Here is a 25,604-nt window from a genome sequence, read left to right as displayed (position 1 = left end):
GGGGGCTATGATGACACAATCAGTCAAACCCTTATTTGCGAGCGCGTGCACCTAAAACCGCGCACCGGATTGGCGCGCAAACACTCGACGGTTCGGTCGCGCGCTTACGCCTGTACGGACTCCCCTTCGATGAACGCCAGGTTTATACGGTACAGGCGTGGAAGGCGTGCGCCGCGGCTCAAAGCCTTCAATCACGCGGACCGGCAAGGTTTGCCGGGTCAAATGTTCAATGCGCCGCACAGTAGACCTTTCGCCATGATGGACAAAACTGATGGCGGTACCGCTGCGGCCGGCGCGGCCGGTGCGTCCAATCCGGTGCACATAATCTTCAGCGAATTTCGGTAAATCGTAATTGAAAACATGCGTAATGCCCGGAATATCGATGCCGCGCGCCGCTACATCGGTTGCAACGAGCACGAGCACGCGCCGCTCGCGCAGTGCGCGCAACGTGCGGTTACGCGCGCTTTGCGGCAAATCGCCATGCAAGGCCGCCGATATGAAACCCGCGCTGCAGAGCAGGCTGGAAAGTTCATCCGCGCCGCTCTTGGTTGCGGTAAACACGATGGCTTGATCCAACAGGGTGTCGGATAATAAATGGGTCAGCAGACGGTCTTTATGCGCACGATCATCCACCCAATGAATCGATTGCTCAATCTTGCCGCTCTGTTCCAGGCGATGCGTGACTTCAATGCGCTCCGGCGATTTCATCAGGCGTTGGGTCAATGCGCCGATGCGTGCATCCAGAGTGGCTGAAAAGAGCAGCGTTTGACGGGAAGAGGGCGTTGCGGCAATGATGGTTCTAATTGCGTCGATAAAACCCATATCGAGCATGCGGTCCGCTTCATCCAGTACGAGCATTGAGAGCCTCGAAAGATCAATGCGTCCGCGCTCAAGATGATCAAGCAAACGTCCAGGCGTGGCGACCACGATGTCCGGCTGCCGCATCAGTAATTCAAGCTGCTTGCGGTAGGGAACGCCGCCCAGGACGCTGACCGTGCGCAAACGCCTGAGCTGCTTGCCATAGGTCTCGGCGGCATGGGTGACCTGCAGCGCCAATTCGCGCGTTGGAGTCAGCACGAGTAATGCGGGGCGCGCGGGCGGCATACGGCGGGACATGCGTGCGTGCGCGCTATGTGCAACTGAGTCTGAGCGTTGCATTTGTGCGAAGCGCTGGATGGCTGGCAACATAAACGCGGCGGTTTTACCGGAACCGGTGGGGCTTGAGACGAGCAAATCATGGCCCGCCAACGCAACGGGAATTGCGCGTTGCTGCACAGGCGTCGGTTCGGTGTAGCCTGCGGCGTTGAGTGCATGGAGAATTTCGGCGCACAGTCCCAGATCGCTAAAACTCAGGCTCCGGGCGGCGTGTTCTTTGAGTGGCGTGGAGTCCAAGGTGGTTGAGAGAGAATAAGAAGTCATTCAACAAATTCCTGAAATAAGATCACAATAAGCTCAGCAAGTCAGCTATTGCACAGGCGAATTGTGCCAGAGGATTTGGTCGCGCACAAAGCTAGCCAATGTGCTAGAGCATTTTTCATTTAAATTACATTGTTTATAAGCCTGTCTTACGCTGGGGGCACTCCGTGAGCATTTTGCCCAGGGTAGTGTCCGGAATTTTGTGTGAGAGGCCGGTTTAGAAAACGATTTTATTTCATTGAGCGGGTGAAACGTTCACCGAATAAAATGGCATAAAGATGACTCAAAAAAACCGATCCTTTGACCCCTCCCTTTCCGGCTGGAATATACAGGCCCTGGATTTATGGAAGTTCGCCCGCGCCGGGGCGCAGGCGAACGGAGAACTGTCATTGACTCTGCTGCCGCGTCTATTACAGGCTGTGCTGCCTCTGCCGGAAAATATACCCGCGTTCCGCTGGACCGCCGCCGGCGAAATGCGGACTGAATCCGCTCCCGCTGGGGATACTGTCCATGCCCCCTATTTGAAACTCACACTTTCAGGCGCGCTCCAGCTCGAATGCCAGCGCTGCCTTGCACCCTATCTGCATTCCCTGTCCATACAGATGCTCTATCGGATTGTCGAAACTGAGCAACAGGCCGACGCGGCACCGCTCGACAATGACCAGATAGAGATCATCGTGGGTACGCGCGCATTTGATCTGCTCGATCTGATGGATCAAGAATTATACCTTGCCCTACCGTCGGCGCCCAAGCACCCCGTATGCCCCGCGCTCCCTGATGCACTGCGCATCAGCCGCTTGCCGCATCGCAGCCCCTTTGCAATGCTGGCTGCGCTGAAACAGCATGATCGCTAGAAGTCATTCATAAATGGCCGCTCAATCAACGTATTCAAAGCGCCATGTCCTCTCCGCCTGCTCTATCTGCACTCATCGACGCATTGCGCGCACTCCCCGGCATCGGTCCCAGATCTGCGCAACGGCTCGCGTATCACCTGATGCAGCATGATCGCGCGGCGGCGCAACGCCTGGCCTGCGCCCTGCAACACGCAGTTGAGCGCCTGCGCCATTGCGCGCGATGCAATACATTTACCGAGGCGCCCTTATGCAAAACCTGTACCGATCCGGCGCGCGATGCAGCCTTGCTTTGTGTCGTTGAAACGCCCGCCGATCAGTTGATTCTTGAACAGACATTGAGCTATCGCGGCCTGTATTTTGTACTTATGGGGCACCTCAATCCGATTGACGGCATCGGACCGCGCGAAATCCATTTTGAGCGTCTGCTTAAGCGCGCAGACGATGGGGTCGTGCGCGAAGTGATTCTGGCGACAAACTTCACCAGCGAAAGCGAAGCGACCGCGCATTATCTTGGCCAATTGCTTAAAGCGCGCGGCCTGACGACAACGCGCCTTGCGCGCGGCGTGCCATTAGGCGCGGAACTTGAATATACCGACCCGGGGACAGTTGCGCGCGCGCTGCTGGACCGCCGTCTGATATGTGATTCATAAACATGTTTTCCAGTGCAGGAATAGGATTTTTGCGCAAGCGGATGCGGTGTTATCAACATCAGGAGTTTGAAGGACTGACTGGCGCAGCAGAAGGCCCCATATCTTTCCTAGCCGGAAAACAAATGCTCAAATGATTCGGCGGGTCTTGGGTTTACGCGCCAAGCGCAATTGAGGAGCGGGAGGTAGCGTCCGAATGACCGAACGGCTGAATGGCGCCGCCCTGCGCCCGGCAGCATGCTGCACATTTCTCACTCAATCAGCGCAACGTGTCATGATTCCCATGCCATCCCACGCAGACGCCCCCTCGCCGGATGCGCCCGCCGTCCATTTGCTGCGCGATATTCTGCGGGATGCGGCGGCGCGCGGCGCATCCGATTTGCACATCGAGCCGGTTGAGCAACAGTGGCGAATCCGGCTGCGGATCGATGGCGTATTGCACGAAATCATGCGCCCGCCCGCGCATCTGCGCGACCGTCTGATTACGCGCATCAAAGTGCTCGCGCGTCTCGATATTGCCGAGCGGCGCGTACCGCAGGACGGACGTCTCAGAATACCGGTTGAAAATGGAAAAACGGAAGAATATCGAGTCAATACACTGCCGACCCTGTTTGGCGAAAAACTGGTGCTGCGCCGTCTGGACACGCTACCGCCCGGTCTCGCGCTCAATGCGCTTGGATTCGACGCCGCGCAGCGCGACACGCTGGAAGCCGCCATTCGCGCACCGCACGGCATGGTGCTGGTCACCGGCCCCACCGGCAGCGGTAAAACCGTCACGCTCTACTGTTTATTGCAGCAACTCAACCGTGAAGCGTTGAATCTATGCTCGGTCGAAGACCCGGCTGAAATTCAGTTGACCGGCGTCAACCAGGTCAGCGTGCGAGAGAAGGCGGGACTGAGCTTTGCAACGGCGCTGCGTGCCTTTCTGCGCCAAGACCCGGATGTCATCATGGTCGGCGAAATCCGCGACCCGGAAACCGCTGACGTGGCGATTAAAGCCGCGCAAACCGGACATCTGGTTCTTTCCACCCTGCACACCAACAATGCGCCCGCAACACTGGCGAGACTGCTCGATATCGGCGTTGCGCCCTTCAATCTCGCAGCCGCCATTCGCATCATTACCGCGCAGCGGCTGATCAGAAAACTCTGCCCTTGCTGCCGCATTCCAGCCTCAATCTCACCCATCGCGCGGCGCGCGGCGGGATTCGACGAAACCGCCTGTACTCAGGATTGGCAACCGTATCGTCCGGCAGGCTGCCTGGACTGTCATGGCATCGGCTATCGCGGACGTCTCGGCATCCATCAGGTCATGCCGATTTCCAACGCGATGCGCGAGATCATCCTCGCGCGCGCCGGAGTCCAGGCGCTCGCGCAGCAAGCGCGGCAGGAAGGGGTGAAAACGCTGCGCGAAGCGGGACTTGTCAAAGTGCGCGAAGGCGCGACCAGTCTGCAAGAAGTGCTCGCCGTCACCGACGCTCAAACATGAGGCCCCTCTCTTCTGCGCCCGAAGCCAGCGACGCGCGCTTTGCGTGGCGCGGCGCCGATGCGCATGGCCGCCTGCGGCGCGGCGTGCTGGTTGCCGCCCATGCGGCGGATGTGCGCGCGGTGCTCAAACGGCAGCGCATTGTTGCGATAGAAATCATCCGTAAAGGCGCGGCGCGTCCAGGCCGCGTCCGCAGCGCGGAAATCACGCTTTTTTCACGCCAGCTCGCCAATCTGCTTCAGGCAGGCATACCGCTTTTATCCGCGCTGAACATCATGGCGGCCAGCGATGCGTCTGCCGCGCTCGCTCGCGTCGTGCAGGCGATTGCGCGCGATATCGTGCAAGGGCTGCACTTTTCGGCTGCGCTGGCGCGGCACCGCTGCTTTGATGCTCTATATTGTCAATTGGTCGCCGTCGGCGAAGCGTCCGGTTCGCTCGCCGAACTTCTGGCTCAGCTGGCGAATGACCGCGAGCGCTCGGCTGCGCAGAAAGCCAAACTGCGGGCCGCATTGAGCTATCCGGCTGGCGTACTGCTCCTTGCTTTATTGATTACCGTTGCATTGATGATCTGGGTCGTTCCGACCTTTGAACAGGTGTTCGATGGCTTTGGCGCGGCGCTGCCTGCGCCAACGCGCGTGGTGCTGGCGCTGTCTTCTGCAACAGCGCGCGCGATTGCGCCGGCGAGCCTTGCGATGGTCGCGCTTTGTCTCGGCTGCAGCTTCGGCTTGCGCCGCTCATCCGCGTTGCGCGCCGCTTTCGACCGCCTATTGCTGATGCCTCCCATCGTCGGGCCGCTGCTCCGGCAATGGGCAATCGCGCGCTGGAGTCGCGCGCTCGGCACGCTCCTTAAAGCTGGCACGCCGCTCGCCGATGCGTTTGAAGTCATGTCCAATATCACAGGCAATACCGTGTTCGACCGCGCAACGCACACGATTGCGCGCGCCGTGCGGCGCGGCGCGCGATTGACCGACGCGATGCGCGCTGTCGGCTGTTTTCCGCCCTCTGTGTTGCAAACCGTCTCGGTTGCCGAAGAATCCGGTGCGCTCGACGCCATGCTGAACGATATTGCAACGCTCAACAGTCAGCAGCTCGACCGGCGCATCGAAGCGCTCGCGGGTCTGGTCGAGCCGCTCATCATTGTTGTGCTCGGCGCGCTGATTGGCGGACTCGTTGTTGCACTGTATTTGCCTATTATTCAGTTAGGCAATGTGATTTAGACGGTTAAAACATGATTCCATACTTCATCGCGACGCTATTCGGTCTGGTGATCGGGAGTTTTCTCACTGTTGTCGTTCACCGGCTGCCGATCATGCTCGAACGCGCCTGGAACGCGGAAGCAGGGCATCTGTCCAGCACATGTGTGGCGCAATCTATTCATATGGATAAAGGCCGCGCGTACAACCTTTGGCAACCGCGCTCTCATTGTCCCGCGTGCGGCCATACGCTGAGGCTGCTGGAAAATATCCCGTTGGTCTCCTATCTGCGGCTGCGCGGCCGCTGCGCTGCTTGCTGCGCGCCGATCCCGATCCGATATTTATTGATTGAGCTCCTCAGCGCAATCAGCGCTGCGAGCGCGTTCTGGCGTTTCGGCGCAAGCGGACAAGCGCTTGCGGCATACGGGTTGGTTGCAGCCTTGCTGGCGCTCGCCTGGATCGATCTGCAGACGCATCTGCTACCCGACGCGTTGACGATGCCATTGTTGTGGTCCGGATTGCTTGTCAATCTTGAAGCACGCTTTGCGCCGCTTGCCGACGCAGTCATCGGCGCTCTGGCGGGCTATCTGTCGCTCTGGCTGATTGCCTGGCTGTTCCGTCTTGTGCGAAATAAAGAAGGCATGGGACAGGGTGATTTTAAGCTGCTCGCCGCGCTTGGCGCATGGTTCGGCTGGATGGCCTTGCCTTCCATCGCGCTGCTCGCCTCAACGGGCGGTATGCTGTGCGGCGTGGCCGCGTGCGCATATGGCCGGCTTAAAAAACATCAACCGCTGCCATTTGGACCGTTCCTTGCCGCAGCGGGCGCGCTCGCGCTTTTTTGGACGCCGCCGTGGATGCAATGGCAATGGATGCCGCTTTGACAGAGCGCTTTGAACGCTTTTCAGTTGGCCTCACCGGCGGGATTGGCAGCGGTAAAACGGTGGTTGCGCAGCGCTTCGCTCAACACGGCGTCACGGTCATCGATACAGACCGCATCGCGCATGTGCTCACGGCAGCCGGCGGTGCGGCGATGCCCCAAATCACCCGCGCCTTCGGACACACTTATCTGACTGCCGGGGGCGCGCTCGACCGCGCCAAAATGCGCGAATATATCTTCAGTAATCTGCATGCGCGGCGGCAGCTTGAAGCCATTTTGCATCCATTGATCCGCATTGAATGCATACGTGCGGCATCCGCTGCGCGCAGCGCCTATGCGCTTTTTGTGGTTCCGCTATTGGTTGAAACAGGCTACTGGAAAAACCGGGTCGACCGTGTTTTGGTGGTCGACTGTTCTACCGAAAACCAAATCCGTCGCGTGATACAGCGCGATGGCTTCAAATCTGATCAGGTTCAAGCCATGATCGCCCAGCAGGCCGAGCCGGGAAGCGCGCCTTGCACAAGCGGATGATGTCTTATACAGTGAAACAATGCTCGACGCGCTCTATACACAGATCGATCAATTACATCGGCGTTATCTGGGCTTCGCCCGCTAGCGCATTTTTCGGTGGCCTGCACGGCGTCGGTTTTGCGCTCGCGAAAGGCAATCTCACCAAGAAATGCTCTGGCAACGTTCACGGCTGATAGAATTTGCCGCTTTTTTAAAGATGAAGAACGGCTTCTAAATATGGCTGCAATATTCATCATCGCGCACGCCCCGCTTGCCAGTGCGCTTGCAGCGTGTCTGGCCCATATTTATGGTGCACTGCCTGCGCGCATTGGCGCGCTGGACATCACCCCAGCGCATGAAATGGGCCAGTGGCTTGAAATTGCGCGGGCAGAATTGCTCCATTTGACCGATACCAGCGGCGCGCTGGTATTAACCGATCTGTTTGGCGCAACGCCGTCCAATATTGCAGCGCAACTGGCCGCCATGCCGCGGGTGTGTGCGCTGGCAGGCGTGAATCTGCCTATGCTGGCGCGCGTAGTCAACTACCGCGCCGAACCGTTGGATTCGCTGGTCGATAAAGCGTTCGCCGGGGGCATCGACGGCATTCAGCAGATTCAATCGTCCACTTAGAGCATTTTTAAGCCACCCTTATGCTGCAACAAGAAGCAATGATCGTGAATAAACTCGGCCTGCATGCACGCGCGGCGGCGAAACTGACTCAATTGGCCGCCCGTTATCAGTGCGGTATCTGGCTCACGCGCAATGGCCGCCGCGTTAATGCAAAAAGCATCATGGGCGTGATGCTGCTCGCAGCCGGCATGGGAAGTATCCTGCAGATCGAAACGGACGGCGCCGATGAAGCGGAAGCGATGCAGGCCATATTGGCTTTAATTGCAGATAAGTTCGGCGAAGGCCATTAGAACCCAGAGCATGACAAACAGTTCGGGTGCAAGCGCGCGGACAGCAGCGACGCGGAATTTACCCAGGCGATTGAGCAGGCCTGGAGAATCAAGATGCAGATCGGGAAGAAGCGTTGATCGGCAGTACAGCGATGCGCGCTCATCCACATGCCACAGGCTCAAGCACTTTCGGCGGGCCGCCGCCCGTTTTGAAAGCTTGCTCCGCATGATGCCGCTATGACCAATATTGCCCGTATTTGCAAGTGGTCCGCTTAATTAAAACGTCTATACACCCGAGGCGGGTAACGGGCAAAGAAGGGACTGATCTCTGGCGCGCCGCGGACAACGCCTAACTCTACATTGCCGATTGAAAATTGGACTGGAACGTCTTCCGCGTATTGAAAAGCGCCATTACGGTCAGTAAAGCCGGTCGCGGCAGGCGAAGCAAAGCACACCCCGCTGATGGCCTCGGGCGGCGCGCCTGCGCCTCCTTCCAGATAACCCGTCTTTACGGGCCCAGCGAATACATTAGGGAACATTAAAAAAACGGAGACCATCCCCAGCGCATTCGCCCGCAACCTCCGAAGTACGAGCTGTATGATGTGGCTTTTCATCATGACCTCCCATCAGTGTGTCATTTGTTACATCTTGGAACGCACCAGTGTTTCGTCAAGCAGAGCCAATGGCATTGATTCCCCGTTTCTATTTACCACAATCGTTAACCGTCGGCGCATGGATTGCATTGCCGGATGCGGCTGCGCAACACATGCGCGTATTGCGTTTGAAAGTGGGCGATTCCCTTTCTCTGTTCAACGGCGCGGGCGGCGCGTTCAGCGCAACCGTGCGCGCAATGGATAAAAAACAGATTCAGGTCGAAATCACCGCTTACGATTCGCAGGCGGGACGCGCCGCCGAGCTTCCATACTGGATAACGTTCGCGCAGGCAATCGCTGGCGGCGGCAAAATGGATTGGTTGATTGAAAAAGCGGTTGAACTGGGCGTTGAATGCATTGTGCCGCTGATGACAGCGCGCAGCGTGGTGCAACTGGCGGATGCGCGCGCTGCGCGGCGACGCGCGCACTGGCAAGCGATTTCCAGTGCAGCATGCCGGCAGTGCGGCCGGTATCGCGTGCCGGAGATTGCGCCGCCGATGGTGTTCCTGGCGTGGCTGGATACATTAACGCCGCCTGATGCAACAGCATCCAATCCCTGTGTATCGACCCGTTTTCTACTCTCGCCCGCTGCGTCTTGCGGTTTCGAATCATTGCCTTTAACCTCGCCGGCGGACCCGGTCACTATTCTGGTTGGCCCGGAAAGCGGACTCGATGATGCAGAAGAGCAGGCAGCCATAAAGCGCGGATTCATTGCGATCCATTTAGGCCCGCGCATTTTGCGTACAGAAACCGCGGGATTGGCGATGTTGGCCGCGCTTGCAGCGCGCTGGAAAGGGTGGCACCAGCCCAGCGCCCGCAAAAATCCTTGCAGTGGCGGCGCCTAATCCGCTGGAAGCGCCTGTGACCAATACAATCATGACTCAATCGGTTTTAGTCTCCATACCGCAGACAGCGGCAAACACCCGAAGATAGGATGTAAAAGGCGGGGAATATGGGCAGGCCGGTTTTTTTGATCATCCAAAAATATTCACCAGTGGAACCGTGCTGCCTGCGAAAGCAACTGGAAATGTATGCGCCGCGCTTACCAGCGAGCAACGTGCAATAGTACGAAATTTCGCGGCCAATGCCTGCATAATCACGCCTCCGCTGCTGCCGTATGGCAGCGCAATTATAGCAAGCGCGGCTTGTATCTGACCGTGGCAAGTTCTATGCTGACGCCTTTAGAGCCTGTTCACGATCTTTTGATGGGTAGGACAAGAAAAGCCAAATGAACAAATTGCAAGCAGGCGTTCAGTTTGCGTTCGCAGTTTTTGCAAAGGCGTCGACATTTGTCTACCAGGCGAAGGAGCGCTCAACCACCCATCGCTTCGGCATAACAGTGAAGGTCTGTGTCGCTGCGTTTGGCGATCTGTACCTGTGCCCCCAAAAGCTTTTCACAGCCTGTGCAAAAGGTTGCCTTTATAGCGCCCCTCTGCCAGGACAGCGCCTCCTGCAAATTGCTGGCACAGCGTTCAAAAGTCTGGAGTGCGTCATTGCGGTCAGCGGCGTGAGCTGGGGATCGATGCGGGCGGAGCAGCGACACAGGGCAAGCCGCTGAAAAATGCTCTATTGTTCGGAGAATGCGCGTACCATCTCCTGCGCGCCTTGCCTGGCCAGATCATCCGCAACCGTGTATCCAAGCGTTTCCGCTTCTGCAAGCGTATTTGGCGCTGCGCATGCACGGGCGCGCAGAAAGCGCGCGCCGTCCGGCTGTGCGATGCAGGCGCGCAGCAACAGGATCCCTTCTATCCACTCCGCAAAGGCCGCAAGCGGAATTGCGCAATTGCCGCCGAGCGCGCGCGCTACCGTCCGTTCGGCGTACACGGCGAGCGCAGTTTTGAGGTGATTGAGCGGCGCGAGCCAGTCCGCGATTTCCGGACGATCTTCCCGGATTTCAATGCCGAGCGCGCCTTGGCTGGCGGCAGGCAGACTGAGTTCCGGCGCAAGCAGCGCACGGATGCGCTGTTCAAGCCCCAGCCGGATTAACCCGGCGGCAGCGAGAATCATCGCTGTACAGGCGCCTGCGTCAAGCGCGCGCAAACGGGTATCGAGATTGCCGCGCAGCGGCTGCACATTCAGGCGCGGATAATGTGCGCGCACCATCGCGGCGCGCCGCAGGCTCGATGTTCCGACAACGCTGCCGGCGGGCAATGTATCCAGAGAAAGGTAGCGGTGACAGACAAAAGCGTCGCGCGGGTCGGCGCGCTCTGGGATGGCCGCCAGCTTAAAGCCAGCCGGCAGAACGGCGGGCATATCCTTGAGCGAATGTACAGCCAGATCGGCGCGGCCGTCGGCGAGCGCCTGTTCAAGTTCCTTGATGAACAGACCCTTGCCTCCGATCTTTGAAAGAGGCTGATCTAGCCATTGATCTCCGCGCGTGGTGATGCCGAGAATGGAAATCTCTGACTGCGGATAGAGTTTTTGGAGCGCGGCGCGTACCTCTTCCGCTTGCCGTAATGCTAAGGGGCTTTTGCGCGACGCAATGACTAAAGCATTTTTCAGTGGCCAAACGTCCATTTCCCTTCCCGGTAATCCACGCGTATCCGGTCTTTCGGTCCTAAACGCCCCGACAGGATTGCTTTGGATAAGGGGTTTTCGATTTCTCTTTGAATTGCGCGTTTGAGCGGCCGCGCGCCAAATGACGGGTCATAGCCGATGCTGCCGATCTGCGCAAGCGCGGCATCCGAAATGTCGAGCTGCATATCGAGCTTGCTTAAACGCTCAGCGAGCCGTCCCAGTTGAATGCGGGCGATCGATTCAATATTTGAGCGGTCAAGTGCATCGAAAACGACCACTTCATCAATCCGGTTTAAAAACTCCGGCTTGAAGCTTTGTCTGACTTCATTCCATACCGCTTCCCGCATTGCATCGCGCGGCTCGCCAATCATCGACTGGATTAAATGAGCGCCGAGGTTCGAGGTCATCACGATCACCGTGTTCTTAAAATCGACCGTGCGCCCCTGTCCATCGGTCATCCGGCCATCATCAAGCACTTGCAGCAATACGTTGAAAATCTCCGCATGCGCTTTTTCAATCTCGTCCAGCAGAATTACGCTATAGGGCGTGCGGCGCACTGTTTCCGTCAGATAACCGCCTTCTTCATAGCCGACGTAGCCGGGCGGCGCGCCAATCAGCCTTGCTACGCTATGCTTTTCGCCGAATTCGCTCATGTCGATGCGAATCAGATGCGTCTCATCTCCGAACAGAAAGGCGGCGAGCGCCTTGCATAGCTCCGTTTTTCCGACGCCCGTCGGGCCAAGGAACAGAAAGGAGCCATACGGACGGTTCGGGTCGGCCAGGCCGGCGCGCGAGCGGCGAATCGCATTGGCGACCGCGTCGATGGCTTCGTCCTGCGCAACGACGCGCTCGTGCAGTTTTGCCTCGATCTGCATCAACTTCTCGCGTTCGCCCTGCATCATTCGTGCGACCGGAATACCCGTTGCGCGCGAAATGACTTCGGCGATCTCTTCCGCGCCGACCTGCGTGCGCAACAGGCGCGCTCGCGCTTCAGGCTGCGCTGTGCGGCCCGCTTCCGCCTGCGCGACGCGCTTTAGCTGCGCTTCAAGTTCAGGCAGCTTTCCGTATTGCAGCTCGGCGACCTTGTCGAGTTTGCCCTCGCGCTGCAGCCGCGCGATTTCAGCGCGCGCGCGGTCGATGTCTTCTTTCAACTGCGCGCTGCCTTGCGCAGCCGATTTTTCAGCGGTCCAGATTTCTTCCAGATCCGCATATTCTTTATCGAGCCGCTGAATTTCTTCTTCGATCAATTGCAGCCGCTTTTGCGATGCCTCGTCTTTTTCTTTTTTGACCGCCTCGCGCTCGATCTTCAATTGAATCAACCGGCGTTCGAGCCGGTCCATCGCCTCCGGCTTTGAGTCGATCTCCATTTTGATGCACGCCGCGGCTTCGTCGATCAAATCAATCGCTTTGTCGGGCAAAAACCGGTCAGTGATATAGCGCTGTGAAAGCTCGGCAGCCGCAACAATTGCCGGATCGGTAATTTCAACGCCATGATGGACTTCGTACTTTTCCTGCAAGCCGCGCAAAATCGCAATCGTCGCTTCGACCGATGGCTCTTTGACCAGCACTTTCTGGAAACGCCGCTCAAGCGCGGCGTCTTTCTCAATATATTTGCGGTATTCGTCGAGCGTCGTCGCGCCGATGCAGTGCAATTCGCCGCGCGCAAGCGCGGGCTTGAGCATATTGCCCGCGTCGATTGCGCCTTCCGCTTTGCCCGCGCCAACCATCGTATGCAGCTCGTCGATAAAGACGATGGTTTGCCCCTTGTCTTTCGCGATATCGTTCAGCACCGCTTTCAGGCGCTCCTCGAATTCGCCGCGGTATTTCGCGCCGGCCAGAAGCGCCGCCATATCCAGCGCGAGCACGCGCTTGTTTTTCAGCGTCTCCGGTACTTCACCGTTGACAATGCGCTGCGCCAGCCCTTCGACAATCGCCGTTTTACCAACGCCCGGCGCGCCGATCAGCACCGGGTTATTTTTGGTGCGGCGCTGCAGAATCTGAATCGAGCGCCGGATTTCATCATCGCGACCAATCACCGGATCGAGTTTGTCCGCGCGCGCGCGTCCAGTCAGATCGACGGTATATTTTTTCAACGCTTCGCGCTGATTCTCCGCATCCTGGCTGCGCACCGGCTCGCCGCCGCGCACATCCTGAATGGCCGCCTCAAGCGCGGCGCGCGTCAAGCCGTGCTGACGCAGCAACTGACCGGTTGCGCCTTTATCATCAGCAAGTGCTAGCAGAAACATTTCGCTGGCGATATAACGGTCGCCGGCTTTGTGCGCTTCCTTTTCGGCCTGATTCAACAGTCCGCCCAGTTCACGCCCCATCTGCACATGACCGTCGCCGCCGCGCACCGTTGAGATGCGGTCGAGCGCTTCATTGAGTGCGCGTTGCAATGTCGGGATTTGTACGCCCGAACGCGCCAGTAGCGCGCGCGCCGCGCTGTCTGGCGTCGCGAGCAGCGCGCTCAGCACATGCGCCGCTTCGATATAGGGATGATCGCGCCTGACCGCAATGCTTTGCGCATCGGCAAGCGCGTTCTGGAACTGGGTGGTTAAGGTATCGATTCTCATAGCGACGTTTTTTTATCGGACAACGAAGTTCTCATCCAATTGAGGGCAAAGCCAGGCTTTTCAACGGAACAGGAGTGTTGCACAGCCACACTAGCGGCGTTGCGCCTCCTTGCCGTACTCGCTGTACTGGCAGCAAAGGCGCGCCTTGCCAGCGCGGCTGTGCAACACTCCTGCAGAGGTTCTCTACTCTTTGGACATACTCTGTTTTCTGAGGATTTGAATGATCTGCCGCGCGTACCAGTGGCGACGTTCAGGCTTTTCTGAATGATAAGCGCCAACCGCTTGCCAGGTATTGCCGTGGCGGTTCATCTTCTGGCGCAGATGCCAGGCGGCAATATAGATACTCACGCACGGATGCATCAGCATTTCTGGGACAATGCCGTAACGCGAAAGTGCGGCAAGATGGACTGAGTTGATCTGCATCAATCCGTAATCGGTGGAACCGTTGTTATTTTTGTGCACCGCGTCCGCGCGATTGCGCGATTCGAGCCAGGCAATCGCGCGTAAAATCTGCGGGTTAACGCTTTGATAGCGCGCTGCATCCTCAAAACAGTCCGCGCACGCAAGCGGCATCGTCCAGATCATCAGAATGCCGGCGGACAGGTGGAGAAGGGGTTTAAGCATTTTCGTTTTCCAAAGGGAATGAATGTTTTTGCCCACGCGAGCGCATTTTTCAGTGAACCCGAATTCATGACCTTAGCCCAAACTCTGCGCAGCGCGCTATTTATCCTATGGTTAGGGTCAGGCGCCGTATCTGTTTCTGCATTCGCCGCGCCTGTCACCCTGAATTTTGTAAAGGCGCCGGTCGATCAGGTCGCCAAGGCGATTGGCGCCGCAACCGGCAAAACCATCATTGTCGATCCGCGCGTCAAAGGGGAATTGAATCTTGTGGCGGACGAACCGGTCCCTGAAGCGCAGGCGCTCAAGACGCTGCAATCCGCGTTGCGCATGCAAGGCTTTGCGCTGGTCAACGAGTACGGGATATGGAAAGTGGTCCCTGAAGCCGACGCCAAAACGCAAGGCGCGCCGGTGGTTGTGGGCAATATGCCGAGAGCGCGCGGCGACCAGATCATCACACAGGTTTTCCGGCTCCGCCATGAATCGGCAAATACTTTAATACCCATCCTGCGCCCGCTGGTGGCGCCCAATAACCCGATCACCGCCTATCCGGCCAGCAATACAATTGTGATTACCGATTACGCGGACAATCTGCGTCGCATTGCCGCGATTATCGCCAGTATCGATACCGCCGCGAGCCAGCAGGTTGAAGTGGTGCCGGTTGAAAATGCGAATGCGATTGATGTGGCCGGGCAATTGCAGAGAATTCTCGATCCGGGCGCGATCGGTAACGCGGATGCGAATCTGAGAATATCGGTGCAGGCAGACCCGCGCACCAACGCGGTATTGTTGCGCGCGTCAAGCGCGGCGCGGCTCCAAGCGGCGAAAAAACTGATCGCGAAACTGGATACGCCAACGCGCGAGCCAGGCAATATCCACGTGGTCTCATTGCGGCACGCCAGTGCGGTGCAGCTCGCCAAGACCCTGCGCGGCGTGCTAGGCAAAGGCAGCGGTACAGGCGCAGCGTTGGCCACATCCGGGGAAGAGGGCGGTAAACCGGGCATACTGGCCCTGCCGCCGCTGCCAACGGGCGCGCAGAAAGACGGCCTGTCTGGCGGCCCGGATGGACTCGCCAAGCTGGCCGGGCTGGCTGGATTGGCGGGGGAGAGCAAGGACGCGAGCATGGATGCCGCGCCCGGCGGCGTGATTCAGGCCGACCCCGCGACGAATTCGCTTGTCATCACGGCCCCCGATCCGGTCTACCGGAATCTGCGTCGGGTGATTGATCAACTGGATCAGCGGCGCGCGCAAATCTATATCGAATCCCTGATCGTCGAAATTTCATCTTCCGATATTGCGCGCTTTGGCATTCAGTGGCAATTTTTGCTTGGACGGGACAATGTCTATGCAGGAACCAATCTGGGCGAGACGCCAGGGACGAATATCATCGGTCTTTCACAAGGATTGAATCAACTGGCGCAAGGCAACCCAAGCGGACTCACGCCGCCCGCTCCAGGCTTAAATATTGGTTATTTGCGCAATTTCGGGAAATTATTTGGATTAGGGGGGCTGCTACAGGCGCTCAGCGCTCTGGGCAGCGCCAATGTGCTCTCGACGCCGACGATGGTGACGCTGGATAATGAGACGGCGAAGATGCTGGTCGGCCAGAATGTCCCGATTCTGGTGGGTTCATACGCGCAACAGGGCGGCGGCACATCCGGCACGCCGTTCCAGACTTTTGACCGCAAGGATGTGGGCATTGTGCTCAATATCAAACCGCAGATCACTGAGGGCGGCGTCATCCAGCTCAAGATTTACCAGGAAGATTCAAATATCTCCAGCCCAGACTCTCCAAGCGGCGTGATCCTGAACAAACGCTTTATTCAGAGCACCCTCCTGGCTGATGATGGTCAGATCGTCGTACTCGGCGGCTTATTGCAGGACGCATATAAGGACAGTCATACAAAGGTGCCCTGGCTTGGCGACATACCGGTCATTGGCGGCCTGTTCCGTTATGAACATAAAAATCGCGCGAAAACCAATCTCATGGTCTTTTTGCGCCCGATGATTTTGCGCGATGCGCATGCGGCACAGCGCATTTCGCTGGACCGCTACGACAGGATGCGCGTGCGCACATATGAGTTTGAAAGCGGCAACCGGATTCTGCGCGACCAGGATACGCCGGTGATGCCAAAGGCGCCGCCGTCCTCAACGCCTGAAGACGGCGCGCCGGACCCGACGCTGGCGCCGCAAACGCGCAACCCTGCAATGCTAGAGCATTTCCCCTCTCTGCCCTCTTCTCCGCCTGTAAACAACGCCCAACCGTTCGAGCGCGTCCCCGCCCCCGATGGCTGGCCTGCGGGCTTACCGCTTGGCCAGCCTTAGAACCTGTTACGACTCCCAAGAAACCTTCAGGCGGATAGAAGAAGAAAGGAATGACCTGTTCCCATTACCGTTGCGGTGATTTCTGTACTTGAGCGGGCAATGGGTCTATCCGCTCATCTGAAAATATTTTGTCTGGATATTTTTTGTCCGTTGTGCGCTTCTTCATTTAAGATCAACGGCCTGGGACAAACAGAAAAGAGCTGCAAATAGCGCATCCCGCACTTACAATATGAACTTTTGTTTTGAATGGATTTACCTGAATGGAAGCTGAACAACTCAATACGGTCGATGCTTTGCTGCAAGAGGTACGCCAGCGCGTTGATGCGTTATGGAGGTTACTTTGACGTTGACGCCAAGGCAGCGCGTTTAGAGGCGCTCAACACAGAACTGGAGGACCCGAACGTCTGGAATAGTTCGGAACGCGCACAGGCGCTTGGCAAAGAAAAAAAGGGGCTGGAAAACACGGTCCTTACGCTGACTGCGCTGGATGCGGATACCCGCGATGCGCGTGAACTGTTCGATCTGGCGCGCGCGGACGCCGATGAAGCCATGCTGACATCCAGCGCCGCAGAAGCGAGGGCGCTGGATATGCGCATCGCAGAAATCGAATTCCGCCGTATGTTCGATCAACCCGCCGATCCCAATCATTGTTTTATCGATTTTCAGGCGGGTGCGGGCGGCACCGAAGCGTGCGACTGGGCGGCAATGCTGCTTAGACTGTATCTACGCTATTGTGAGCGCAAAGGGTTTCAGACGGCTCTGCTTGAGGAAACGGCAGGCGAGGTGGCGGGTATCAAGCGCGCCACGATCAAGGTGGAAGGCGAATATGCATACGGCACGCTGCGCACTGAAACGGGCATCCATCGCCTGGTGCGTAAATCGCCCTTCGATTCGGGCGGCAGCCGGCATACGTCGTTTGCATCAGTATTTGTCTATCCCGAAGTTGACGATGCAATCAGCATCGAGATCAATCCCGCTGATTTGCGCATTGATACTTTTCGCGCCTCCGGCGCAGGCGGGCAGCATGTCAACAAGACCGATTCGGCGATCCGGATGACGCACTTGCCAAGCGGCATCGTTGTGCAATGTCAGAATGACCGTTCGCAGCACCGCAATCGCGCCGAAGCGATGGCCATGCTGAGGGCGCGTCTATATGAAGCCGAACTTCGCAAACGCCAGTCTGAACAGGCCACGCTTGAGGCCAGCAAAACCGATGTCGGCTGGGGCCGTCAAATCCGTTCGTATGTGCTTGATCAAAGCCGCGTCAAAGATTTGCGCACGGGCGTTGAAACCAGCAATACACGCGCGGTGCTCGACGGGGATATTGATCTATTTATTGTTGAGAGTTTGAAACAGCGCGTTTAGAACCTGTTCACGATCTGTCACGAGCGCCTGTCAGCCAAGGAGGACGGAGCGCAGGAACCAGAGCATATTGATATATGTGAGGATTCCGAGCACCGCCCGACGCAGGCTCACGGGCGCGCAGTAAGATCGTGAACAGGTTCTTAGAGCGCTCTAGGAGATTTATACTATCCATGAATGCAGCGGATACCTCCGCCCTGATTAAAGAGCGGCGCGAGAAACTCAATACATTATGCGCCAGCGGTCCCGCCTGGCCGAACGATTTTCATCCTACACATCACGCTGCCGATCTGCATGCGGAATACGGGCATTTTGATCAGGAAGGGCTCGATGCGCGCGCGCTGAGCGTTGCGCTCGCCGGACGGATCATGCTCAAGCGCGTAATGGGCAAAGCCAGTTTTGCAACGGTTCAGGACACGCACGCGCAGATTCAGCTCTATATCGCGCTCAACGATGTCGGCGAAACGGCGTATGAAGTTTTTAAAAAATGGGATCTCGGCGATATCGTCGCTGCGCGCGGCACGCTGTTCCGTACCAATAAGGGTGAATTATCGGTTCGCTGCACCGAGTTGCGCATTCTGGTAAAAGCATTAAGGCCCTTGCCAGACAAGTTTCACGGACTGGCTGACCCAGAGCTGCGCGCCCGGCAGCGCTATGTCGATCTGATGATGAGGCCCGCTGCGCGTGTAACAGCGCTGGCGCGCGCCAAAGCGATCTCGTCGATCCGGCGTCAAATGGAACAGGCGCGCTTTATCGAAGTCGAAACGCCGATGTTGCACCCGATTCCGGGCGGCGCGGCGGCGCGGCCCTTTGCCACGCATCATCACGCGCTCGAGATGCCAATGTTCTTGCGCATCGCGCCCGAGCTGTATTTGAAACGGCTGCTGGTGGGCGGTTTTGAGCGCGTTTTTGAAATCAACCGGAATTTCCGCAATGAAGGCGTATCGGCGCGGCACAACCCGGAATTCACGATGCTGGAGTTCTACGCCGCCTATACCAATTACCGCTGGATGATGGATTTCACCGAGCAATTGATCCGCCAGACGGCCATCGACGCGCTGGGAACTGCACGCATCCAGTACCAGGGACGCGCGCTCGATCTCGAACGACCGTTTCGCCGCTGGACCCTCACTCAGGCGATCCGTGAACAAGTGCCCGCCTATTGCGATGCGCCGCTGGATGAAGTGGAATTTCTACGTATTGAACTCAGAGAATTAGGCATGGATATTCACGCCCCCGCGTTTAAAAACGCCGGCATCGGCGCGCTGCAACTGGCGCTCTTTGAAGAAAGGGCTGAATCCAAATGTTGGGCACCCACTTATATCGTCGATTATCCGCTGGAAGTCTCGCCGCTGGCGCGCGCTTCCGATACGCGGCCTGAGATTGCCGAGCGTTTTGAACTGTTTATCGCTGGACGTGAAACGGCAAACGGCTTTTTCTGAATTAAATGATCCCATCGATCAAGCGGCGCGCTTCAGAAAACAGGCGGAACAGAAAGAGGCCGGCGATGATGAAGCAATGCACTTTGACGCCGATTATATTCGCGCGCTAGAGTACGGCATGCCGCCCGCGGGCGGTTGCGGCATTGGCATCGACCGGCTGGTGATGTTGCTGACCGATTGCGCCAGCATCCGCGATGTTATTCTGTTTCCGCATGTACGGCGCGAGGATTGTTTTCTTCGGCCAGCCAACGGTACGAAGCACTTCCAATGACCGCCCCGATGATCGGCGCAACCCAGAATAACCACAATTGGGATAATGCCCACCCGCCTGCCATCAGTGCTGGTCCAGTACTTCTGGCCGGATTCACTGAAGCATTCGTTACCGTGCGCCCCCGCCCAATACAAGCCAGAATGTTCCAACCAATTCTGCAACTGCACGTTTGATCAAAGACATTTTTCTCTCCTGTGGGCTAATCTCTAACCGGTTTTTAAATGTGCAGCGTTTCTTCCATCGCCGCATCCGGCAGACCGAACCACTGCTGCAAAACACCCCACGGCACCCCCCATTCCTCTCCTCTGGAAAGACTTGTTTGCGTGTGCGCTTACGCGAAAAGTCATCTGCCCCCTAAGCCATACCGTTGCATGGTGAGCGCCTTATGCCAGTAACGACCCAAACAAAGTCCGCCGCCAGAATTTGTATAGATCGGCGCGGGTTGCGGTCAGGGTGAGGGCGCTCGCCTCACCGCTGAGCGTAAGCGTCAATCTGCGTAATGCGCCGCCGTGCAGCGCCGCGCAGGCGGGCGCAAACCAGCGGCGTTCCAGATCGGCCAATGCGGCGCGCCAGGCCGGCCAGTCGCGCGCGGTAAAAGCTGGAGTCAGCGTATCCAGTTCAGCAAAAATTGTCGCGCGCTGGGTAGACAAGACATCGAAGCTTTCGGGCAATGGTTTGACCTCAGCGCGCGCCGCAAATCCCAGGCCGCGCGTGGCAATTTGATGGCTATAGAGATGCGAGAAAGAACGCTCAACCGATTGCAGGCCACCGCAGCCGTGCAGCCAGATTGAATTGACGGGCGGCGCGCCGCGCGTTTCGCGCGCGCGGTTGACGGGATGCTCAAACCACGCCATTTGCACCTCATTTTGCAATTTCATCCAGGCGAGCGAGCGCCCGCCGGTGTCTGAACGGGCGGGCAGCCAAATCTCGATATTGCGTCCGGCAGCCGCCTGCGGCGATGCGCAATTCAGAGTTGTCAGTAGAGGGTCGCGCACATACCAGCGCAACGGCGTTGGCGCCACAAGCGCAATGCCCAGTGCAGCTGCAACAGGGCGCGCCGCGTTCAGCAATTGAGCGGCTTCGTGTGCCGAGAGCGCAAGTTGAGCCGGCTCCGTCAGCACCAGATGATCATGCGCAATCCGTACATGCACCGGCTCGATACAGCCCCAGACTGCTCCATCCATATTCTCCATCGCTTGCGGAGCGGGCATGCCCGCCTCGATACAATCTGCAAGCTGCATATACGGCGCAAGGGGCGCTGCATCACGGCGCTGATCTTTCAGCGCGCCAAAATAGCGGGCGAGCCAGCGCTGATGCGGCAATGCGCGGGCAAACGCCAGTTCGCGCACGTGTTCAACCTGCCGGGCGCGCGCAATGAAGGCAGAAAATGCGGGCCATTGCCCGTGTGTCACGGGCGCATCCATCATTGCGCGCGCAGGCAATGAAAAAGGTAATAATAAATGCAGGGTATTGAACGCAGGCATGGTAAAAATTGTATGGCAGACTTCAAGACCACATATCATGCGTTGCCAGACACGGAACCCGATGAATATATCGCCTGTCATGAATGCGCTGCGCTGCACCGCAAAATCCCGTTGGGAGAATATGCGCTTGCCCACTGCGCGCGCTGCGGCGCGGTGCTCTTCCGGCGCGCAACGGGCAGAATAGATGTCTTGCTCGCGCTCGCATTGACGAGTGCGATTCTGTTGATCATCGCCAATAGTTTTCCGATTGTCGAACTTCAGACCAGCGGCATGAGCAGCCAGGCCACGCTGCTCGGCGCCATTGGTCAGCTCTGGCGGGAAAAAATGTATCTGGTTGCCGCGATGATGTTTGGCTCAACCGTCCTATTTCCCGCGATTGAACTGGGGGCGCTGATTTATGTGCTCGCGCCGCTGGCGATAGGCCGCCGCGCGCCTGGCGTGAAAGCGGTGATCCGTCTGATTCAGGCGGCGCGGCCGTGGGGTATGATCGAAGTGTTTATGCTGGGTACTTTGATTACGCTCGTGAAACTGTCGCGCGCGGCGGACTTGACGCTCGGCCCCGCCTTATTTGCATTTATTGCATTATCGATTTTGCTCGCGTGTTTAAGCGCGTTCGAGCCGCGCCATTTATGGCATTCCGCCGCCTCTGACGGTTCCTCTTTTCCGCGCAAGACCAATAGCATTGGTCGCACCTGGGCGCTGCTGCTCGCCGCCGCCATTCTGTATATTCCCGCCAATCTGTTGCCAGTCATGCATACCCGCTCACTGCTCGGCGTTCAGGACGATACGATTATCAGCGGGATTGTGTTTTTCTGGAATTCCGGCTCATGGGCGATTGCCATCATTATTTTTGTCGCCAGCGTCGTCGTGCCGCTGCTTAAACTGGCCGCGCTCGCGCTGCTCGCTTTCACCGCGCAGCGCGGCATGCGCGGGGGGCAACGCGCGCGCGCGCGACTGTACCGGCTCATTGAACGCATTGGCCGCTGGTCAATGCTCGATGTCTTTGTCGTGATGCTGACCGTTGCGCTGATGCGTTTTGGGACATTGATCGAGATGAGCGCGGGTTCTGGCGCGCTCGCATTCGGCGCGGTGGTGATTCTAACGATGCTCGCTTCGATGCAGTTTGACCCGCGGCTGATCTGGAGATCAGCGGATTCCCCCGAACCTGACTCAACAGCGTCCTCATGACGGAGCCCAAAACGCCTCAAGCGCGCCAGACACGCCCTGGCGCAGCGTCAAACACGATTCCAGCCCCTGTGCTCCAGAAGCGCGCGCGCTGGACGCCGTCGCTGGTGTGGCTGGTTCCAGCGCTGGCGGCATTGCTCGGATTAGCGCTTGTTGTCCGCGCGCTGCTCGAGCGCGGCCCCGCGATTACGATTCAATTTAAAACGGCTGAAGGCATCGAAGCGGGCAAAACCAAAGTCAAATACAAAAACGTCAATATTGGCGAGGTCAAAACGATGACGCTGAGCGAAGACTTATCGCATGTCCGCGTCAAAGTGGAGCTGAGCAGGCCGGCGCAGCGCTTTGCCGTCAAAGACGCGCGCTTCTGGATCGTACGTCCGCGCGTGGCCGCGAGCGGCGTCACAGGGCTCAATACGCTCCTGTCCGGCGCCTATATTGGCGTGGATCCGGGACGCTCAGCGCAAGCGCAGAGGGATTTTTTCGGACTTGAAACGCCGCCCGCCGTGACCGGCGATCAAAAAGGCCATCCTTTCGTGCTGCACAGCGATCAGGCCGGCTCGCTTGATATCGGCGTGCCCGTGTATTACCGCAATTTATCGGTGGGGCGAGTGGTGGCGATCGAGTTCGATCCTGAGGGCGCGGGCGTGATGGTGCGCATTTTTATCGATGCGCCCTACGATCAGTACGTCGGCATGAATACGCGCTTCTGGCACGCAAGCGGGGTGGATTTGCGGTTGGACGCCAGCGGCCTGAAGCTCAATACCCAATCGCTCGTGACCATTGCGCTTGGCGGAATTGCGTTTGAAGCGCCGCCCGGCCAGACGCGCGGGCGGGCGGCGCCGAACAATGCGCGCTTTTATCTGGCTGCGGATAAAGCAGAAGCGATGCGCGCGCCCGATGGGCCGCCGCTGCGCATCCTTCTGAATTTCGATCAATCGCTGCGCGGCCTGGCGCGCGGCGCGCCCGTCGATTTTCGCGGTATCGCGCTTGGCGAAGTGGAATCAATCGGCATCGACTATGCGCCTGGCCGAAAAACCGTGCGGATGCCGGTCATGATCAAAATCTATCCAAGCCGGCTGAGGACGCGCCTGCACAAAAAGCAACCTGTGCCCGCGCTGCAACAACGCGCGCAATTGCTCGCTACACTGGTCAAAAATGGCCTGCGCGCGCAATTGCGCTCCGGCAATCTGCTTACTGGTCAGTTATATGTCGCGCTCGACCTCTTTCCGAACGCCGCGCCCACCCGGTTTGATCTTGCGCGCGCGCTGCCCGAATTGCCGACGATGCCGAATACGCTTGACCAGTTGCAGCAGCAAATGGCAGATATTGCACGCAGAATCGACCGCGTGCCCTTTGACAAAATTGGCGCGAATCTGAATGATGTATTGGAAAACGCCAACCGTTTATTTAAAGATTTGAATTCACAACTTGCGCCACAGGCTAAAGATACCTTGCGGGCTGCCCAACAAACTTTTGACGCAGCGAGCCTTATGCTGCAACAGGACGCGCCGGTACAGACCGACCTGCGGCGCGCATTGACTGCGCTGACCCGCGCGCTGCGTTCGCTCAGCGGTCTGGCCGAGTATCTTGAACGGCACCCGGAAGCGTTGCTGCGCGGCAAAGTAGAGGATCAGCCATGAAACGCCTGTTGTATAGCCAAGCGACTTTAGTTCGATACGGCGTCATCGCCGCTCGCCGTATTACTCATACTGTCTTCGCGGCTGCTTCCTTGTCTCAAATTAAAGTCGCTTGGCTATATCCTGCAGCCGCCCTGCTTGCCTTCAGCATTCACGGCTGCGCGACTTCACCGCGCGCACATTTTTATACGCTCAGCCGGAATGGTATAGAAACGCCTGCGGATACGCAGCGCGCTCTGGCAACTCAAACGCCGTTCTATATTGAGGTTGCGGACGTCGAGATTCCAGCCATTGTGGCGCGCGCCCAGTTCGTCATCACTGACCGTTCCGGGGAGGCCAAGATCAAAGAGCAGCATCGCTGGCTGGCGCCGCTGGACGATCAAATCCGCGCGGCTTTGTCGGAAGAACTCACAGACCGGCTGCATACGCTCGATGTTTCGCGTATGCCTCATGCGTTCAGCCGGGCGGTATACCGGATTACGTTCGATGTGCGGCGCTTTGAATCCAGGCTCGATGCGCCGGCTGCCGCTCAGGCGGAAATAGACGCCATCTGGAGTGTGCGGCGCATGGATGAAAACCGGAAGAATGCGCGTGCAGCGCTCACATGCCGCGCGTTCGCGCGTGAATCCACCGCGTCTGATTTGCACTCAATCAGTCAGGGACATCGGCGCGCGATTGGACGAATTGCAGATCAGATCGCAACGGCGATTCGCGCACTGGACGCGGCGCGCAATGACTTCTGGAAATCATCTGATGGCCTTTGCCAGCCCGGAAGCCTTCCCGGTATACCCGGCGGGCGTTAACGCGAGCAACTGCGTTTTGGCCGCCGCCGGCGCCGGCAGCGCGCGGATAAACTCGTGCAAGGCGGCGCGCGTCATCGCGCGTCCGCGCGTCAAGGCTTTTAATTGTTCATACGGTTCAGGCGCGCCGTAGCGCCGCATCACCGTCTGCACTGCTTCAGCGATCACTTCCCAACAGGTGTCCAGATCGGCCAACAGACGCTGCGGATTGACCTCGAGCTTGGTCAAACCGCGCAGACAGGCCTCATAGGCAAGCAGCGCATGGCCAAATGCAACCCCGATATTGCGCAGCGCGGTCGAATCCGTTAAATCGCGCTGCCAGCGCGAAATGGGCAATGTATCCGCCAAATGTCTCAACAGCGCGTTGGAAAGCCTGAGATTGCCTTCCGAATTCTCAAAATCAATTGGGTTGACTTTATGCGGCATCGTCGATGAGCCGACCTCGCCCGCCGCCATTTTCTGCCTGAAGTAGCCGAGCGAGATATAACCCCACAGATCGCGGTTCAGATCGATCAGGATCGTGTTGACGCGCGCGAGCGCGTCGAACAGTTCGGCCATCGCGTCATGCGGTTCAATCTGGGTGGTATAGGGATTAAAGATCAGTCCAAGCCGTTCAACCACCGTGCGCGCAAATGCCGGCCAGTCAAAGTCGGGATAGGCGCTGTAGTGCGCGTTGTAATTGCCGGTGGCGCCATTCATCTTGCCGAGCAGCTTTGCCGTGCGCACGCGCTCAATCGCGCGCGCCAGCCGCGCCGCGACATTGGCGAATTCCTTGCCCAGCGTTGTTGGACTCGCCGGCTGTCCATGCGTGCGCGCCAGCATCGGTTGCGCCGCATGCAGATGCGCAAGCGCGCGCAG

General features: G+C 58.1%; 20 protein-coding genes and 4 pseudogenes. 14 read left to right on the top strand and 10 right to left on the bottom strand.

Annotation, left to right across the window (positions count from 1 at the left end; genetic code table 11):
• Window positions 1-51: 51 nt before the first annotated feature.
• Window positions 52-1,419 carry a DEAD/DEAH box helicase gene (locus CAGGBEG34_RS05895; RefSeq protein WP_006682878.1) on the bottom strand — a complete coding sequence of 456 codons (1,368 nt, stop codon included), beginning with the start codon at window positions 1,417-1,419 and terminating at the stop codon, window positions 52-54.
• 275 nt (window positions 1,420-1,694) lie between these two features.
• Here CAGGBEG34_RS05895 and CAGGBEG34_RS05890 point away from each other — a divergent pair, with 275 nt between their 5' ends.
• From CAGGBEG34_RS05890 to CAGGBEG34_RS05855, 8 genes and pseudogenes are all read left to right on the top strand, one after another.
• On the top strand, window positions 1,695-2,270 hold the full coding sequence (locus tag CAGGBEG34_RS05890; protein WP_050009336.1) for a YceD family protein: 576 nt from the start codon (window positions 1,695-1,697) through the stop codon (window positions 2,268-2,270).
• Between the two features lie 44 nt (window positions 2,271-2,314).
• Window positions 2,315-2,920 carry a recombination mediator RecR gene (gene recR / locus CAGGBEG34_RS05885; RefSeq protein ID WP_006682876.1) on the top strand — a complete coding sequence of 202 codons (606 nt, stop codon included), beginning with the start codon at window positions 2,315-2,317 and terminating at the stop codon, window positions 2,918-2,920.
• Between the two features lie 271 nt (window positions 2,921-3,191).
• Complete coding sequence (locus CAGGBEG34_RS05880) at window positions 3,192-4,403, top strand: GspE/PulE family protein (RefSeq protein ID WP_006682875.1); 1,212 nt, start codon at window positions 3,192-3,194, stop codon at window positions 4,401-4,403.
• Complete coding sequence (locus CAGGBEG34_RS05875) at window positions 4,400-5,617, top strand: type II secretion system F family protein (RefSeq protein WP_006682874.1); 1,218 nt, start codon at window positions 4,400-4,402, stop codon at window positions 5,615-5,617. Before CAGGBEG34_RS05880 ends, CAGGBEG34_RS05875 begins: the two co-directional genes overlap by 4 nt.
• 11 nt (window positions 5,618-5,628) lie before the next feature.
• Complete coding sequence (locus CAGGBEG34_RS05870; RefSeq protein WP_006682873.1) at window positions 5,629-6,474, top strand: prepilin peptidase; 846 nt, start codon at window positions 5,629-5,631, stop codon at window positions 6,472-6,474.
• Window positions 6,459-7,086: pseudogene (gene coaE, locus CAGGBEG34_RS05865) on the top strand (dephospho-CoA kinase). Before CAGGBEG34_RS05870 ends, coaE begins: the two are co-directional and overlap by 16 nt.
• Before the next feature lie 131 nt (window positions 7,087-7,217).
• A complete protein-coding gene (locus CAGGBEG34_RS05860; protein WP_006682872.1) occupies window positions 7,218-7,610 on the top strand; it encodes a PTS sugar transporter subunit IIA in 393 nt (130 codons plus the stop codon).
• Window positions 7,611-7,630: 20 nt separating this feature from the next.
• Window positions 7,631-7,900: an HPr family phosphocarrier protein gene (locus tag CAGGBEG34_RS05855; protein ID WP_006682871.1), complete on the top strand. Its 270-nt coding sequence runs from the start codon at window positions 7,631-7,633 to the stop codon at window positions 7,898-7,900.
• Here CAGGBEG34_RS05855 and CAGGBEG34_RS05850 read toward each other — a convergent pair.
• Window positions 7,868-8,107, bottom strand: a complete 240-nt coding sequence (locus tag CAGGBEG34_RS05850) for a hypothetical protein (RefSeq protein WP_158641814.1) — start codon at window positions 8,105-8,107, stop codon at window positions 7,868-7,870. The genes CAGGBEG34_RS05855 and CAGGBEG34_RS05850 overlap by 33 nt on opposite strands.
• Before the next feature lie 44 nt (window positions 8,108-8,151).
• Window positions 8,152-8,493 carry a hypothetical protein gene (locus CAGGBEG34_RS05845; protein ID WP_006682870.1) on the bottom strand — a complete coding sequence of 114 codons (342 nt, stop codon included), beginning with the start codon at window positions 8,491-8,493 and terminating at the stop codon, window positions 8,152-8,154.
• Between the two features lie 68 nt (window positions 8,494-8,561).
• Between CAGGBEG34_RS05845 and CAGGBEG34_RS05840 the strand changes: the two genes are divergently transcribed.
• Complete coding sequence (locus tag CAGGBEG34_RS05840) at window positions 8,562-9,377, top strand: 16S rRNA (uracil(1498)-N(3))-methyltransferase (RefSeq protein WP_042688207.1); 816 nt, start codon at window positions 8,562-8,564, stop codon at window positions 9,375-9,377.
• Between the two features lie 347 nt (window positions 9,378-9,724).
• Here CAGGBEG34_RS05840 and CAGGBEG34_RS10190 read toward each other — a convergent pair.
• The 4 genes and pseudogenes from CAGGBEG34_RS10190 to CAGGBEG34_RS05820 form a co-directional block, all read right to left on the bottom strand.
• A pseudogene (locus CAGGBEG34_RS10190) lies at window positions 9,725-9,910 on the bottom strand (transposase); the annotation flags it as partial.
• Between the two features lie 188 nt (window positions 9,911-10,098).
• A complete protein-coding gene (hemC, locus tag CAGGBEG34_RS05830; protein ID WP_042688205.1) occupies window positions 10,099-11,049 on the bottom strand; it encodes a hydroxymethylbilane synthase in 951 nt (316 codons plus the stop codon).
• Window positions 11,031-13,622: an ATP-dependent chaperone ClpB gene (gene clpB / locus CAGGBEG34_RS05825; protein ID WP_006682867.1), complete on the bottom strand. Its 2,592-nt coding sequence runs from the start codon at window positions 13,620-13,622 to the stop codon at window positions 11,031-11,033. Before clpB ends, hemC begins: the two co-directional genes overlap by 19 nt.
• A gap of 183 nt (window positions 13,623-13,805) precedes the next feature.
• A complete protein-coding gene (locus CAGGBEG34_RS05820; protein WP_006682866.1) occupies window positions 13,806-14,246 on the bottom strand; it encodes a lytic transglycosylase domain-containing protein in 441 nt (146 codons plus the stop codon).
• A gap of 66 nt (window positions 14,247-14,312) precedes the next feature.
• Between CAGGBEG34_RS05820 and gspD the strand changes: the two genes are divergently transcribed.
• Window positions 14,313-16,565 (top strand): type II secretion system secretin GspD, encoded by a 2,253-nt coding sequence (gspD, locus tag CAGGBEG34_RS05815; protein WP_006682865.1) that lies wholly within the window; start codon window positions 14,313-14,315, stop codon window positions 16,563-16,565.
• Between the two features lie 1,535 nt (window positions 16,566-18,100).
• Window positions 18,101-19,640: pseudogene (gene lysS, locus CAGGBEG34_RS05805) on the top strand (lysine--tRNA ligase).
• Here lysS and CAGGBEG34_RS10185 read toward each other — a convergent pair.
• Together CAGGBEG34_RS10185 and CAGGBEG34_RS05800 are read right to left on the bottom strand one after the other, a co-directional pair.
• Window positions 19,567-19,752 (bottom strand): annotated as a pseudogene (locus CAGGBEG34_RS10185) (aquaporin); the annotation flags it as partial. The pseudogenes lysS and CAGGBEG34_RS10185 overlap by 74 nt on opposite strands.
• Before the next feature lie 271 nt (window positions 19,753-20,023).
• Window positions 20,024-21,124, bottom strand: coding sequence for a hypothetical protein (locus CAGGBEG34_RS05800; protein WP_042688204.1), 1,101 nt, complete (start codon window positions 21,122-21,124; stop codon window positions 20,024-20,026).
• 12 nt (window positions 21,125-21,136) lie between these two features.
• Here CAGGBEG34_RS05800 and CAGGBEG34_RS09670 point away from each other — a divergent pair, with 12 nt between their 5' ends.
• The 3 genes from CAGGBEG34_RS09670 to CAGGBEG34_RS05785 are packed head-to-tail and all read left to right on the top strand — an operon-like array spanning window position 21,137 to window position 24,749.
• Window positions 21,137-22,312 carry a paraquat-inducible protein A gene (locus tag CAGGBEG34_RS09670; protein WP_006682862.1) on the top strand — a complete coding sequence of 392 codons (1,176 nt, stop codon included), beginning with the start codon at window positions 21,137-21,139 and terminating at the stop codon, window positions 22,310-22,312.
• Window positions 22,309-23,949, top strand: a complete 1,641-nt coding sequence (locus CAGGBEG34_RS05790; protein WP_006682861.1) for a PqiB family protein — start codon at window positions 22,309-22,311, stop codon at window positions 23,947-23,949. Before CAGGBEG34_RS09670 ends, CAGGBEG34_RS05790 begins: the two co-directional genes overlap by 4 nt.
• Window positions 23,946-24,749: a PqiC family protein gene (locus tag CAGGBEG34_RS05785; protein ID WP_006682860.1), complete on the top strand. Its 804-nt coding sequence runs from the start codon at window positions 23,946-23,948 to the stop codon at window positions 24,747-24,749. Before CAGGBEG34_RS05790 ends, CAGGBEG34_RS05785 begins: the two co-directional genes overlap by 4 nt.
• Here the strand turns inward: CAGGBEG34_RS05785 and purB are convergent.
• Window positions 24,693-25,604: adenylosuccinate lyase (gene purB, locus CAGGBEG34_RS05780; RefSeq protein WP_042688203.1), on the bottom strand; the 912-nt coding region annotated here is incomplete at its 5' end. The genes CAGGBEG34_RS05785 and purB overlap by 57 nt on opposite strands.

Source organism: Candidatus Glomeribacter gigasporarum BEG34 (genome assembly GCF_000227585.1).
Lineage (GTDB): Bacteria > Pseudomonadota > Gammaproteobacteria > Burkholderiales > Burkholderiaceae > Glomeribacter > Glomeribacter gigasporarum_B.
Note: the sequence above shows the minus strand (reverse complement) of the source record. Positions and strands in the feature narration are given on the sequence as shown.